Genomic DNA, 14,048 nt, shown 5'->3' on the forward strand with positions numbered 1-14,048 from the left:
GTCGCCGGGGCGCCGGCCTGTCCGGGAGGTGCCGGCAGGCCGCCGGCCGGGGGCGCCGGCGCGTCCGCCTGTCAGGACCGGGAGGCGCCGGCCGGCCGGGGGTCGCCGGCGCGCTCGCCCGTCAGGACCGGGAGGCGCCGGCCGCACGGCGGCCCGGGCTCGCCGGCGCGTCCGCCTGTCAGGACCGGGAGGCGCCGGCCGGCCCGTGGCGAGCCGGTCCACCAGCTCGTCCCGGTACAGCCGGGCGACCCGGTCGAGGAGGTCGGGGTGGCGCAGCAGACCGGCGGCGGCCTGGTCCCCCTCGTCGGGGGCCGTCAGCCGGCGGAACGCCACGGCGGTCACCGAGTCGTGCTCGCCGCCCGCCGCGGCGACGACCGCCGCGTCGGCCAGCGTGGGCTCGGTGAGCAGACAGGCGGCCCAGCTCGCCACCCCCTCGTCCACCCAGGAGCGCCACGCCTCCTCCGCGGAGTCGGGCGTCGGGTGCCCGCCCACCAGCCCGTCCAGCCGATGCGACCCGCCCGGGCCCAACAGGGACACCAGCCCGACGTCCAGCGAGGTCGGGTAGCGCAACCAGGCGGCGACCGTCACCGCCTGACGGGCCTGGGCCTCGGCGAGCGCCGCGCTCAACGGGCCGCCGACGGGTGGGTAGGCGCGTAGCAGCCACCGGGTGGTGGCCGCTATGACCGAGGTGAGTTCCACCGACATGACGCGACGGTTCTCCTTTCTGCCCGGGCCTACGCGGCGGCGGGCGCCAGGGCCATGGGACGGCCGCGTACGGCGGCGCCCGCCAGGATCGAGCCCGCGACGACGAGCCCGCCGAAGACCAGCGCGCCGCGCGCGCCGGCCAGTTCCATCAGCAGACCGAGCAGCGGCGGGCCGGCCAGACCCCACAGCGTGCTCGCGCTGCGCCACACGCCCAGCACCCGACCCCGCATGTGGGCCGGCGGGTCCGTCTGGAGGACCGTGGTGCCGGCCGTGTCGGACATGGACTCCACCACGGCCATCGGCAGCACCAGCACCAGCAGCACCGCCAGGGAGGGCGAGAGGCCGGCCGCCACCTGGAGCAGCGCCCCGGCGGCCGCCAGGATGCCCACCAGGCGCACCGAGGGGCTGCGCAGCCGCGCGGCGAGCACCGCGCCCACGATTCCGCCGACGGCCAGCACCGTGGACACGGTGCCGAACGCGCCCTCGCCGCCATGGAGCGGACCGGTGACGAAGACCGCCAGGGTCAGCCCGTAGTTGCGGCCGAAGACGGCGCTCAGGCCGGTGATACCGGCCAGCGCCACCAGGCGCGGCCGACGGCAGAAGAAGGCCAGACCCTCGCGGGCGGTCATGCCCTCCTCCCGCCGCTTCCGCCGCTTCCGCTGTTCCGGCTGTGCCGGCTGTGCCGGGCGGGGTGCGACCCCGGAGCCGTCGACGACGCGGGTGGTGCCGGCCGCGGGGGTGAGGAAGGGAATGACGGCGGCGACGAAGAGGAAGGACAGCCCGTTGGCCGCGTAGGCGGCCTGGGTTCCCAGGAAGGCGACGACCACACCGGCCGCGGCGGCGCCCGCGAGCCGGCCCACGCTGTGCACCAGGGAGCCGACGGCGATGGCGGACGGCACGTCCTCGGTGGGCACCAGGTCGTTGCCGAGCAGGGCGCAGGCCGGTCCCTCGACCGTCGCGATCAGGCCGGTGACGGCCGCCAGGACCATCAGCGCGGCCACGTTCAACTGGTCGAAGGCGACCAGCGCGGCGGTGGTGAAGGCGACCAGTGCCAGGGCGACCTGGCTCACCGCGGCGGTGACCTTGCGCGGCCAGCGGTCCACCGCGGCACCGCCCAGCAGCCCCATGAGCAGACCCGGGGCCGCCTGGACGGAGAGGGACAGACCGGTCGCCGCCGCCGACCCGGTGACCTGGAGCACCAGCAGGTTCTGCACGGTGAGCTGCATCCAGGTGCCGGCGTTGGACACCAGGTTGGCGAAGGACCACCACCGCATGCCGCGGTGGCGCAGCGAGCGCCAGGGGGCGCGGTCGGGTCGGCCTTCCGCCCGCCGCCGGAAGGGGCGGGACAGGACGGACCGTCCGGCCGACGGGCCGGCCTGGGCGGGAATGGGGGAGGGGGTGGGGTTGGGGATCGGGGTGGGGGCAGTGTCGGCGGCAGCGGCGACCGCTCGGAACTGGGTGGCAGTGGGCACGTCGAGAACTTCGTGAAGAGCCCGGCAGGCTCGGACAGCGGAGTCGGCGCGACCTGGTCACCGGCGGAGGCCGGGCAGGTGCCGAGTTCGGTCGGTGCTGCGCGGAGGGCCCGGACTGCCGAGGCACTCCCGTCAGCAGCCCACATCCTCACAGAAGCGACGGCACGGTGGGGTCCGGATTGGCCGCGGGAGGCGTCCGGGAGCCCGTGAAGCCCTTGGCCCGCAAGGGAGAGGGGGAGCCCGGTGAGGTTGACCACAGGACCACCGCGGAGGCCGGGTTGTGGAGCAGGTCACTCCGCCGCACCGGCGGGGTTCCGCACTGCGATCTCCCGGGCCTACTGGCAGAATTCATCCCGATTTGTCGGTATGCACTGCGATCCACCGGAGCATCGTCGAAGGAGCGGTTCCCATGCCGGGTTCCCGTCGGCGGCCACCACGCGGCCGCACCTCCGCGAGCGAGCCCGGCCGCGCCGGCCCTTACGCCGGGTCCGGCCGCGCCGGCCTGTACGCAGGGGTCGGCCCGTACGCCGGGACCGACCGCACGGCCCCGTACGCCGGGGCCGGCCCGCCCGCCGGGATCGGCCGTACCGGCCCCTATGCCGGGGTCGCCCTGTACGGCGGGGTCGGAGGCACCGCCCTCGACGCCCGGACCGGCCGCACCGCCCCGTACGCCGGGACCCGCCCGTACACCGGCAATGGCCGTACCGGCCTGTACGCAGGGGCCAGCCCGTACGCCGGGGCCGGCCGCACTCCCCTCCATGCCGGGACCGGTCGCACCGGCCCGCACGCCAGGACAGGCGGCACCCGCCCCTATTCCTATGCCGGGGTCGCCCCGAGCGCCAGGACCGGCGGCACCGTCCTCCGTACCGGCCCGTACGCCGAGGCCGGCGGCACCGCCCTCGATGCCGGCGCCGGTTGCACCGGCCCCTATGCCGGGGTCGCCCCGTACGCCCGGACCGGCCGCACCGCCCTCCGTCCCGGAGCCGGCGGTACCACCCCCTGCGCCAAGGCCGTCCTCCGTGCCGGCGCCGGCCGTACCGGTCCGTACGCCAAGGCCGGCCCGCACGCCAGGGCCGGCGGCACCCGCCCCCATGGCGGGGTCGCCCCGTACGCCGCGGCCGGCGGCACGGCCTTCCATGCCAGCACCGGCCGCACCGGCCCGGGCGCCAAGGCCGGCCCGTACGCCAGGACCGACCGCACCGCCCCGGACGCCGGGATCGGCCCATACGCCAAGGCCGGCCGATACGCCAAGGCCGGCCGATACGCCAAGGCCGGTCCGTGCGTCGGGGCCGGTCGGTGACCGGCCGAGGGGGCGGGAGCCGCGCGGAGACCCGTCCCCGCATCCTGGTGCTGCGTGCCCTGGGGCTCGGCGACCTGCTCACCGCGGTGCCCGCGCTGCGGGCCCTGCGCCGCGCCCACGCGGACCACGAACTGGTGCTCGCGGCCCCCCGCCGGCTGACCGGAGCGGCACGGTCGACCGGCCTGGTGGACCGGGTGCTGCCCACCGCCGCGGCGCCCGGCAGGCCGGTGCCGACCGCGCTCGCCTGGTCCGGCCCACCCCCCGAGGTCGCCGTGGACCTGCACGGCAACGGCCCGCTCAGCCACCGACTGCTCAGCTCGCTGGCCCCGGCCCGACTCTTCGCCTACGCCCACCCCGGAACCCCCGACGTGACCGGGCCCCCGTGGCGGGAGGACGAGCATGAGCGCGCTCGCTGGTGCCGCCTGCTGACCTGGTACGGTCTCGCCGCCGACCCCGCCGACCTGCGCATTCCCGACCCTCGCCGGGTGTCTCCCGCGCCCGGCGCCGTGATCATCCATCCAGGAGCGGACGCCCCGGCCCGGCGCTGGCCACCGGAGCGGTTCGCCGCAGTGGCCCATGCCCTGTACGCCGCCGGCCACCGGGTCGTCATCACCGCGGGGGCCGGAGAGGGAGCGTTGGCCCGGCGCGTCGCCGGGCTGGCCGGACTGCCGAGCCGCACGGTCCTGGGCGGCGCCGGGGACGTGCCGTTCGACGAACTGGCCGCGCTCGTCGCCCACGCCCGCGCCGTCGTCGCCGGCGACACCGGCCTCGCTCATCTGGCCAGTGCCGTGGGAACCCCGTCGGTCACGCTCTTCGGCCCCGTCGCCCCTCGCCTGTGGGGGCCGCCCCGGTCGGCGGCGCACCGGGTGCTCTGGCACCCGGACCCTCGCGACACCACGCGCCCCGGTGACGCCCACGGCGGCCGCCCCGACGCCCGGCTACTGCGCATCACCGCCGCCGAGGTCCTCACGGCCGTCTTCCGCCTGCCCCGCGTGGACGGGGCCGTCGCCGCCCTGGCCGTGACGTGAACGCCGGCCGTGACGTGAATGCCGGCCGTAACGTGAACGCCGGCTGTGACGTCGACGCCGGTCGTGCCATGGGCGCCGCCCGTCCCACCGCGTCCGGCGCGCGCGTGCTGCTCACCGGGTGGTTCAGCTTTCTGCACGGCGAGGTGACGGCGGGCGACCTGCTGGCGGAGGAGAGCGTGCGACGAGCCCTGTGGGAGGCCGCCGTCGAGGTGGAGACGGCGTGGTCTCCGGTGTTCTGGCCGGAGGCCCTGCATCTGGTGGACGCCGACCCGGCCGACTTCAGCCATCTCGTCTTCGTCTGCGGGCCCGTGCACTCCACCCTCGCCCCCGACGCGGGCTCCAGCCCGCTGCTGGAGCTGCACGCGCGCTTCGCCCGCTGCCGACGCCTCGCGGTCGGCGTCTCGGTCACCGACCCCTCGGATCCGGCGGTCACCGGCTTCCACGACGTGCTGCCCCGAGACGCCCCCCACGTCCCCGTCGCGGCCGTCGACCTCAGCGTCCAGGCCCCCAGGGCGGACCCGCCGCCTCCGCTCGTCGGGGTGATCCTCACCGAGGGACAGCACGAGTACGGCCCCCGCCGACTGCACGCCCGGGTCTCCGCGGCCCTGACCCGCTGGCTGGCGTCGATCGACGTGGCCGCGGTTGCCCTCGACACCCGGCTGGACACCCGGGACTGGCGTCTTCCGTCCAGCCCCGAGCAACTGCACGCCGCCCTGGCGCGCCTGGACGCCGTGGTCACCACCCGGCTGCACGGCCTGGTCCTGGCCCTGCGCGCCGGCACACCGGCGCTGGCCGTCGACCCGGTGGCCGGCGGAGCCAAGGTCAGCGCGCAGGCCGCGGCGCTCGACTGGCCCGCGGTGCTGCGCGGCGAGCGGCTGCGGACCGGCGACCTCGACCGCGCGCTGACCTGGTGCCTTTCTCCCCACGGACGCGCCCGAGCCGGCCGGTACGCGGGAGAGGCCGCCCCCAGCGATCTGCTGACCGGGCTGGTGCGCCGGGTCGTCGACCGCTCCGCCATGTGACGGACTGCCGCGCCCCGGTCGCACACCGCGGCGACGCCGACGGCCACCGGTTGCCGTCCTGCGGCTTCGGGAGTTTCGTGGAGAGAACGCCCCGCGGGGCGTCGAGCACTCCGACCGCCCTGCGCACGGCCCGCGGCGAAGGGAGCCCCCCATGCTGATGGCCCACCCCACCGTGCTCCGCGAGCTCATCGAGAGGTACGAGGCACTGCAGGACCTTCCGCACAGCCCCCAGGTGCGGCAGAGGACGGCCGATGTCGTCTACACCCTGTGTGTCTCGACCGGCACCCGTACCGCCGGCGCGGCCCTCGCGACCGCGCGCGACCAGCTGCGGCGGGCTTCCGTCCGAGAGGTCGGTCCCCGGTCTCTGGCGAAGGAGAGTGACGCCGGCTGCGCGGGCGAGTCGCCCCGGCCCGCGCGGGCCGTCGGTATCGAACCGGCGATCTGCACCCGTCCGGAGTAGCCCGCCTGCCATGGTGGCGGGCCCTTCGTGAGCGACACTGACGGCTGATCCTTACCCATGGATCCCACCCACCGTCGCCGCCGAGGAGGCCCGCCATGGCCATTTCCATCTCCGTGGTCCTGCTGCTGCTGGTCCTCGCGGTGGTCTTCCTGCGGAGCGGCGGCCTGCGCGTCTCGCACGCCATCGTCTGCGTGCTGCTCGGCTTCTACCTCGCCAGCAGCAGCCTGGCGCCGACCATCTCGGAGGGCCTGGCCGCCACGGCGGACGTGGTGAGCAGCGTACGGCCCTGAGCGGCGCCGCTCAGCGGCCGATCTCGACCCCCTCCAGCACACCCAGCGCGTCCGGCACCAGGATGGCCGCCGAGTAGTAGGCGGAGACCAGATAGGACGTCACCGCCCGCTCGCTGATGCCCATGAAGCGCACGTTCAGGCTCGGCTCGACCTCGTCCGGGATGCCGGTCTGGTGCAGCCCGACCACGCCCTGGTCCTCCTCGCCGGTGCGCATCGCCAGGATGGAGCTGGTGCCGGTCTCGCTGATCGGGATCTTGTTGCAGGGCAGCAGCGGAACGCCGCGCCAGGCCCGCACCGACGCCCCCATGAAGTCCAATCCCTGCGGATAGACGCCCCGCTTGTTGCACTCCCGGCCGAAGGCGGCGATCGCGCGGGGGTGCGCCAGGAGGAACCGGGTCTTGCGGCGTCGGGCCAGCAGCTCGTCGAGGTCGTCGGGGGTGGGCGGCCCGCTGCGGGTGTAGACGCGCTGCTTGAGGTCGGCGTTGTGTAGCAGCCCGAACTCGGTGTTGTTGACCATCTCGTGCTCCTGGCGCTCCCGTAGCGCCTCGATGGTCAGCCGCAGCTGCTGCTGCAGCTGGCTCATGGGGTCGTTGTAGAGGTCGGTGACGCGGGTGTGGACCCGCAGCACGGTCTGCGCCACGCTCAGCTCGTACTCCCGCGGGGCCAGTTCGTAGTCCACGAAGGTGCCGGGCAGCAGCGGCTCTCCGACATGGCCGGAGGTGATGGCGATGTCGGCCTCGCCGCGCCGGTTCCGCGGCGGCTCCGGCCGTCGCTCCACGCCCTCGATGTGGGAGCGCAGCACCCCGGAGCGGTCGGCCAGCTCCTGGAAGGCTCCGCGGGACAGCGCCAGCACGGTGGTGCGGGTGACGGCCTTGACGGTGTACTCCCACACCCGCTCCGGCCCGGTCAGCGACTCGTCCCCGAAGTAGTCCCCGTCCGCGAGCACGCCCAGCGAGTGCGCCTCGTCGTACTCCCCGGGGCTGAGCTTGTCGACCTTGCCGTGGGCGATCAGGATCACCTCGTTGGCCGGTCGCCCGGCCTCGGCGAGCACATCGCCCGGCGCGTACTGGCGCTGGATGAACCGGTCGGCGAGGTTCTCCAGCACACCGTGGTCCTCGAAGCCCCGCAGCAGCGGGAGTTCGGCCAGCTCCGGCGGGATGACCCGGACGTCCGGGCCGGTGCTGATGAACTCCACCCGCCCGTCCCCGACCGTGTAGGTCAGCCGGCGGTTCACCCGGTACGTACCGGCCGAGACCTGCACCCAGGGCAGCACCCGCAGCAGCCACCGGGAGGAGATGCCCTGCATCTGCGGAGCGGACTTGGTCGTTGTGGCGAGATTGCGCGCTGCCGAGGTACCGAGGCTCAGCTGCGGCTCGCCGGCGGGCTCCACGGACGTCGTCATAAGAGGTCTTCACCCATTTCTGTGCGGTACGAAGCTCTGTGCGGTACGAAGCGGAGGTGAGTCCTTGAAAAGCGCGAGGAAAGCGCGAGGAGGAGCGCGAGGAAAGCGGGAGGAAAGCGTGGACTGCGGCTCCCGTCAGTTCCCGACTTCGACGTTCTCGAGAATTCCGAGAGCGTCGGGGACGAGCACGGCGGCGGAGTAGTAGGCGCTGACCAGATACGAGATGATGGCCTTGTCGCTGATCCCCATGAAACGCACCGTCAACCCCGGCTCGTATTCGTCCGGAATTCCGGTCTGACGCAGTCCGACGACGCCCTGGCGCTCCTCGCCGGTGCGCATGGCGAGAATCGAGCTGACCCCGCTGGGGCTGACCGGGATCTTGTTGCACGGGAAGATCGGGACCCCACGCCAGGCCGGCACCGCGTGGCCGCCCACGTTGGCGCTCTGCGGCGCCAGACCGCGCCTGTTGCACTCCCGGCCGATGGCGGCGATGGCCCGCGGGTGAGCCAGGATCAGCCCCGGCTCCTTCCAGACCGTGGCCAACAGCTCGTCCAGGTCGTCGGGGGTGGGCGGCCCGCCGCGGGTGTGGATCCGCTGCTTGAAGTCCGCGTTGTGCAGCAGGCCGAAGCTCCGGCTGTTGACCATCTCGTGTTCCTGGCGCTCGCGCAGCGCCTCGACGGTCAGCCGCAGCTGCTGTTCGAGCTGGTTCATCGGGTCGTTGTAGAGGTCGGCGACCCGGGTGTGCACTCGCAGCACGGTCTGCGCCACGCTCAGCTCGTACTCCCGCGGCGAGGTCTCGTAGTCGGCGAAGACGCCGTCGAGGGAGGGCTCGCCGACGTGCCCGGAGGCGATGGCGATATCGGCCTCGCCGTGCTGGTTCCGCGGCGGCGTCGGCGCGTTCCGATACGCCTCGACGTGTGACCGCAGCCCCTCCGCGCGGGCCTGGAGCGCCAGGAACTCCTCGCGCGCCAGCGTCAGCACGGTCGCGGAGGTGACGGCGCGCGCGGTGAACCGCCAGGTGCCGGCGTCGGTCGCGGCCAACTCCCGGTCGCCGAGGTAGTCGCCGTCGGCGAGCGAGCCGAGCACGGTGGGCTCGTCGTACTCGCCCACGCCCAGCTTCTCGATCTTGCCGTGGGCGATCAGGACCACCTCGTCGGCCGGCTCCCCGGCCGCCACCAGCACCTCGCCGGGGGCGAGTTCGCGCTGCCGGAAGCGGTCCGCGAGCGCCACCAGCACCTCGGTGTCCTCGAACCCGCGCAGCAGCGGCAGCTCGCGCAGCTCCACCGGGATGACCCGGACCTCGGCCCCGGCGGCGACGAACTCCACCCGCCCGTCGCCGAGCGTGTGCGTCAGCCGTCGGTTGACCCGGTACGTGCCGCTGGAGACCTCCACCCAGGGCAGCAGCCGCAGCAGCCACCGCGAGGTGATGCCCTGCATCTGCGGCACGGTCTTCGTCGTCGTGGCCAGGTTCCGCGCCGCGGCCGTGCCCAGGCTCAACCGCGGATGCGTCATGTTTTCGGCGCCGGACCGGGATTCCGCCGAAGTCGTCATGGAGAAAGCCCACCCACCCTTTTGGGATCTACATCTAAAATTGCACTGGAGCGCCCCCGAAGCTAGCAGCGCTCTTTGCGTCCGCGCAGTCACTCGGACGGGTGGCATGATCAGGTTTGGTTAGGAGCGGGTAAATACACCGATGCCGTTGGGCACGGGGCGCTCCGAGCCGCCCGAGGGATGGTTCCGTACTTTTGTGCGGGTGCCACCGGGGGGCCGTGTCACCAGCGTCGAGGAACCGCCGCCGTCCAGGTTCACCACGTCCCGCGCGCCGAGCTCCAGCATGACCTCGGCCAGCTCCGCGATCGTCAGCCCGGAGCGGTACTCCGCCCTGCCGTCCAGCGCCAGCAGATGGAGGAGCCGCCCGCCCCTGCCGACGCCCGCGCCGGTGCGCACCGCGGTGGTGACGGCGTCCAGCCCCTCCAGGGGTCGACCGTCACGAGCGATGGGATAGCCGCCGACGGCGAAGTCGAACGGGGTCCGCTGAGTGCCCTTCAGGGTGTACGCCGTCCGTACCGGGTCGCCCACCCGCAGCCCGCGCAGCGCCCGCGCCCCCGCCTCGCGGCCCACCAGCACCACCGCGTCCGACGCGATCGCCCCCTTGCCCGGGGTGCGGGCCACCGCCGTCACCCGCCCGCGGCGCACCGTCACCTCCCGGGTCTCGGTGCTGCACGGGGCCGACCGGTCGGTGTCCGTGCCGCAGGTCGCCCGCACCCGCGAGGTGGTGCCCCAGTCGGAGGTGAACGCGCCGACGCCGTCCACCGCCACCGCGTACTGGTTCAGCCCGCGCAGCCGCAGCGCGCCGCGCGGGGTGCGCACCGTGCCCCGCAGCGACAGCCGGTCCACCCGCGCCCTGCGGTCCGTGCCCACCCCGATGACGTCTCGGACCGACGCCCCGGGCGGCAGCGCGGGCCCGAACCGCTGTCCCCTGGGAACCGCCCCCTTCAGCACCCGCCCGCCGGCCACGGCCGGGCCCACCGGGGCTCCGGTGGCCTCCACGCCCGGGTGCTGGATCTCGGTGATGTTGAAGAAGTCGCCGTTGACGGCGGCCACCGCGCCGCGCGCGTCGGCCAGCCGGGTCACCGGCGCCCGGGCCCCGACCGCGTCCGGGTACAGCAGGCCCGTCGCGGTCCGCGCGGTGCGCAGGTCGACGGTGAGCAGATGGGCGTAGGCCGTGCCATGGGGCGTCGACACCGCGAACCTCCGGTAGTCGACGCCCGGCGCCAGCGTGGTCTCCGTCAGCTGGCGCAGCCCGTTCGGCGCGCCCCGCGCGGGAGTCGCTCCGACCAGTCCGCCGCCGACGAGCGCCACCCAGGCGGTGCCCGCCGCCACCGTCGCCCGCAGCCGTCTCAGTCGTCCGTGGCGTGTCATCGTCCCCCCTCGGTCCCGATGGCCCGGGCGGCCCTCGATGGTGGCCAACTGTCGCACCGGGCAAGGGACTTCTCCACGGCGCGCGGGCGTGAACGGAACGCCGGGGAAACCACGGGGGAGCACCCTCGGAACTCTTCATCCCCCTCTGCCCAACGCGCGCCCCGCCCCCGATACTCACTGGCGTCCGCCGTGCACAGCCGCGTGCACCCCCGGCCGTGGGCCGGGACGAGAGCCGGGAGGTCCCCATGGTCCGCCGTACGCGCCGCGCCTTCGTCGTCACTCTCGGAGCCGCCCTCGCGGGCGGTGTGGCCGCGCCCGCCCCGGCGGCGGAGGCCGCGACCGGGCGCGACCGCCGTGCGCCGCTGCGCAGAGCCCATGCGCACAACGACTACGAGCACCCCCACCCGCTCGATGACGCGCTCTCGCACGGCTTCACCAGCGTCGAGGCCGACATCTGGCTGGTCGACGGCGAACTGCTGGTCGCCCACGACGAGGTCGACCTCGACCCCGAGCGCACCCTTGAGGCCCTCTACCTCGACCCGTTGGCGCGGCGTGTCCGGGCCAACGGCGGTCGCGTCTTCCGCGGTCACGACGTCACCCTGCAACTGCTCATCGACATCAAGAGCGCGGGCGACCCCACCTACCGCGAGCTGTCCCGACGGCTGCGCCGCTACGCGCCCCTGCTGAGCGTCGCCGCCGGCGGCCGGGTGCGCCGCCGCGCGGTCACCGCCGTCATCTCCGGCGACCGCGGCGCGCGGGTCCCCATGGAGGCCGAGCGGATCCGGCACGCCTTCTATGACGGCCGACCGGACGACCTGGGCAGCGGCGTCCCGGCCTCCTTCACCCCGCTGATCAGCGCCAACTGGAACTCGCTCTTCACCTGGTGGGGGATGGGCGAGATGCCCCCGGCGCAGCGGGAGCGGCTGCGGCGCGTCGTCGGCGCCGCGCACGCCGAGGGGCGGCGCGTCCGGTTCTGGGCCACACCGGACCTGCCGGGCCCGGAGCGTGAGGCGGTGTGGCGCGAGCTGCTGGCGGCCGACGTCGATCACATCAACACGGACGATCTGGCCGGCCTGGAGGACTTTCTTCGCATAATGCGCTGATCAGACATAGCCGCATCGTACGTGTCTGGTGTCGCGGCACCCGGTGCGCCATGCTGGTCGCTATGTTGATCAAGGACGCGACGGCCGACCACTGGCCCGTCATCTGGCCTTTCCTGCAGCGGATCTGCGCCGAGGGTGAGACCTTCACCTATCCGGTCGACCTGGACGAGCCGCTGGCCCGTGACATGTGGATGCTGAAGGCGCCCGGCCGCACGGTCGTCGCCGTCGACGCGGCGGGAACCGTGGTCGGCACGGCCAAGATGAATCCCAATCAGATGGGACCCGGCGCCCACGTCTCCAGTGCCAGCTTCATGGTCGACCCCGCGCACCAGGGACGCGGGGTCGGCCGCGCCCTGTGCGAGGAGGCGCTGCGCTGGGCGCGCGCCGCCGGCTACCGTGGCATGCAGTTCAACGCCGTCGCCGCGACGAACACCCGCGCGGTGGGCCTCTACCGCACCCTGGGCTTCGAGGTGGTCGGCACGGTCCCCGGAGCCTTCCGGCACCCGACCGAGGGGTATGTGGGGCTGCACGTGATGTACTGCGCGTTCTGAGCCGCGATCTGAGAAGAACGCCTTCTGAGTTGCCGTCGGGCGCGCGGTCGTGTGGGGGGTCCGGGCCGCCCCTGTGGGACAACGCACCGGCTCCTCGCATGACGGGTCCCCGCCCCACGGATCCGTCGCGCGGTCGTTCGTCATGAGCCCCGCGCGGAGCCGCGCCGAGGGACCCGAGCCCCCGTTGGGGTGACGGCCCGTCGGCCGGCCACCCGCGCGGGCGCGCGTGTCCTCGGTGTGCGCGTCCCGAAGCGGCTGCGCCGGCCGCACGAGGGTGACATCGACGACCGCGCGGGCGCGCACGGCCCCGCGCGAGGCCGCCTCCCCCGACGGGTCACCCGCGGCGCAGCAGGGTGTCGGCGTCGGCCAGCACCGAGCCGATGCGCTCCAGGGCCGCGTCGTCGCGCGCGACCGCCTCGTACTCGGGGCCGTCGGCGGTGCCCCAGCGCCGGGCGACGGCCGCCGGGTCCTCACCCAGCAGCAGCCCCGCGGCCTGGGCGGCCGCGCCCAGCGCCACCGGCTCCGCGACCCGCGGCACCCGGAGGGGGCGGCCGCTCAGCCGGCGCACGGTGTCCCGCCAGGCCGTACCCCGGGCCCCGCCCCCGATCAGCAACAGCGCGGCGTCCTCCGCACCCTCCCGGGGGCCGGCCGCCTCCAGCACCCGGTCGAGGGCGGTCAGCAGCGCGTGGACGGCACCGTCATAGGCGGCCTGGAGCACCTGGCCGGGCGTCGTGTCATGGCGCAGCCCGTGCAGGAGGCCGGAGGCCCGCGGCAGGTCGGGGGTGCGTTCGCCGTCGAGGAAGGGCAGCGCGACCACCGAGCCGCCCGGCTCCACCGCCTCACGCTCGCGGCCGAGCAGCGCCGCGAACCGGTCGACGGCGGGCGCGCAGTTGAGGGTGCAGGCCAAGGGGAGCCACGCCTCGCGGGCGTCGGCGAAGCCCGCGACCACCCCGGTCGGGTCGGCGGGGCGCCGCGCGGACACGGTGAAGACCGTGCCGGAGGTACCCAGGCTGAGCACCGGCTGACCGGGGTGCAGCCCGAGCCCCAGGGCCGCGGCCATGTTGTCGCCGGTGCCGATCGCCACCAGCGCCCCGCCGGGCAGCGGCAGGTCCGGCCGGCTCCGCACGGTCCCGGCCGCCTCGCCGTGCCGGCGGACGCGCGGCAACAGCGCGGCGGAGAGCCCGACATGCTCGAGCACCCGGTCGTCGTACGCCTCGTCCGCCGCCGACCACCAGCCGGTGCCCGACGCGTCGCCCCGGTCCGTGGTCGCCTCGCCCGTCAGGCACTCGGTGAGGTAGTCGTGCGGCAGCCGTACGGCTGCCGTCGCGCGGACGGCCTCGGGCTCGTGCTCCCGCAGCCACGCCCACTTCGTCACCGTGAAGGAGGGCGCGGGGACACTGCCGGTGCGCTCGGCCCAGACCGCGGGTCCGCCGAACTCGGCCAGCAGCCGGTCGCGCTGCGGCGCGGAGCGCACGTCGTTCCACAACAGCGCGGGCCGCACCGGGTTCCCGACGGAGTCGAGCGTCACCAGGCCGTGCTGCTGCCCGGCGATGGACACCGCCGCGGCCTGCCGGGCCTCGGACCCGCACTCCTCCAGGGCCGCGCACAGCGCCCGCCACCACCCGCGGGGGTCGCTCTCCCGGCCACGGCCGTCGGCCCCGCCGCCGACGGTGTGGGGGGCCCGGCCCCGTGCGACGACCTCGCCGGTCGAGGCGTCGACGACCACCGCCTTGGTGGACTGGGTGGAGCTGTCCACGCCGACGACGAGCGGCCCCTCGGACACCTGCATGGCT

At 74.9% G+C, this 14,048-nt stretch carries 12 protein-coding genes and 1 pseudogene; 7 read left to right on the forward strand and 6 right to left on the reverse strand.

Annotated elements, in window-relative coordinates:
• Window positions 1–201: 201 nt before the first annotated feature.
• Window positions 202–705 (reverse strand): annotated as a pseudogene (locus CD790_RS27475) (hypothetical protein); the annotation flags it as partial.
• A gap of 29 nt (window positions 706–734) precedes the next feature.
• Window positions 735–1,979, reverse strand: coding sequence for an MFS transporter (locus tag CD790_RS27480; protein WP_399218327.1), 1,245 nt, complete (start codon window positions 1,977–1,979; stop codon window positions 735–737).
• A 607-nt stretch (window positions 1,980–2,586) separates the two neighbouring features.
• Between CD790_RS27480 and CD790_RS27485 the strand changes: the two genes are divergently transcribed.
• The 5 genes from CD790_RS27485 (at window position 2,587) to CD790_RS27505 (ending at window position 6,277) form a co-directional block, all read left to right on the forward strand.
• On the forward strand, window positions 2,587–3,477 hold the full coding sequence (locus CD790_RS27485) for a hypothetical protein (protein ID WP_144386040.1): 891 nt from the start codon (window positions 2,587–2,589) through the stop codon (window positions 3,475–3,477).
• On the forward strand, window positions 3,474–4,505 hold the full coding sequence (locus tag CD790_RS27490; RefSeq protein ID WP_260867916.1) for a glycosyltransferase family 9 protein: 1,032 nt from the start codon (window positions 3,474–3,476) through the stop codon (window positions 4,503–4,505). The genes CD790_RS27485 and CD790_RS27490 overlap by 4 nt, the downstream gene beginning before the upstream one ends.
• A 68-nt stretch (window positions 4,506–4,573) precedes the next feature.
• Window positions 4,574–5,527, forward strand: a complete 954-nt coding sequence (locus tag CD790_RS27495) for a polysaccharide pyruvyl transferase family protein (protein ID WP_144386041.1) — start codon at window positions 4,574–4,576, stop codon at window positions 5,525–5,527.
• A gap of 151 nt (window positions 5,528–5,678) precedes the next feature.
• A complete protein-coding gene (locus CD790_RS27500) occupies window positions 5,679–5,987 on the forward strand; it encodes a DUF5133 domain-containing protein (protein ID WP_144386042.1) in 309 nt (102 codons plus the stop codon).
• A 95-nt stretch (window positions 5,988–6,082) separates the two neighbouring features.
• Window positions 6,083–6,277 (forward strand): hypothetical protein, encoded by a 195-nt coding sequence (locus CD790_RS27505; protein WP_144386043.1) that lies wholly within the window; start codon window positions 6,083–6,085, stop codon window positions 6,275–6,277.
• Window positions 6,278–6,287: 10 nt separating this feature from the next.
• Here CD790_RS27505 and CD790_RS27510 read toward each other — a convergent pair whose 3' ends face one another.
• The 3 genes from CD790_RS27510 to CD790_RS27520 form a co-directional block, all read right to left on the reverse strand.
• On the reverse strand, window positions 6,288–7,679 hold the full coding sequence (locus CD790_RS27510) for a family 2B encapsulin nanocompartment shell protein (RefSeq protein WP_144386044.1): 1,392 nt from the start codon (window positions 7,677–7,679) through the stop codon (window positions 6,288–6,290).
• A 135-nt stretch (window positions 7,680–7,814) separates the two neighbouring features.
• Window positions 7,815–9,230 carry a family 2B encapsulin nanocompartment shell protein gene (locus CD790_RS27515; RefSeq protein WP_144386045.1) on the reverse strand — a complete coding sequence of 472 codons (1,416 nt, stop codon included), beginning with the start codon at window positions 9,228–9,230 and terminating at the stop codon, window positions 7,815–7,817.
• Between the two features lie 120 nt (window positions 9,231–9,350).
• Window positions 9,351–10,601, reverse strand: a complete 1,251-nt coding sequence (locus CD790_RS27520) for a phosphodiester glycosidase family protein (RefSeq protein WP_144386046.1) — start codon at window positions 10,599–10,601, stop codon at window positions 9,351–9,353.
• A 245-nt stretch (window positions 10,602–10,846) separates the two neighbouring features.
• On the opposite strand from CD790_RS27520, the gene CD790_RS27525 reads away from it, so the two are divergent.
• A complete protein-coding gene (locus CD790_RS27525; RefSeq protein WP_144386047.1) occupies window positions 10,847–11,704 on the forward strand; it encodes a phosphatidylinositol-specific phospholipase C/glycerophosphodiester phosphodiesterase family protein in 858 nt (285 codons plus the stop codon).
• Window positions 11,705–11,766: 62 nt separating this feature from the next.
• Entirely contained in the window at window positions 11,767–12,255 is a 489-nt protein-coding gene (locus CD790_RS27530) for a GNAT family N-acetyltransferase (RefSeq protein ID WP_144386048.1), read from the forward strand.
• 334 nt (window positions 12,256–12,589) lie between these two features.
• Here CD790_RS27530 and xylB read toward each other — a convergent pair whose 3' ends face one another.
• Window positions 12,590–14,044: a xylulokinase gene (gene xylB / locus CD790_RS27535; protein ID WP_144386129.1), complete on the reverse strand. Its 1,455-nt coding sequence runs from the start codon at window positions 14,042–14,044 to the stop codon at window positions 12,590–12,592.
• Window positions 14,045–14,048 lie beyond the last annotated feature (4 nt).

Source organism: Streptomyces sp. SAJ15, from assembly GCF_007595705.1.
Classification (GTDB): Bacteria; Actinomycetota; Actinomycetes; order Streptomycetales; family Streptomycetaceae; genus Streptomyces.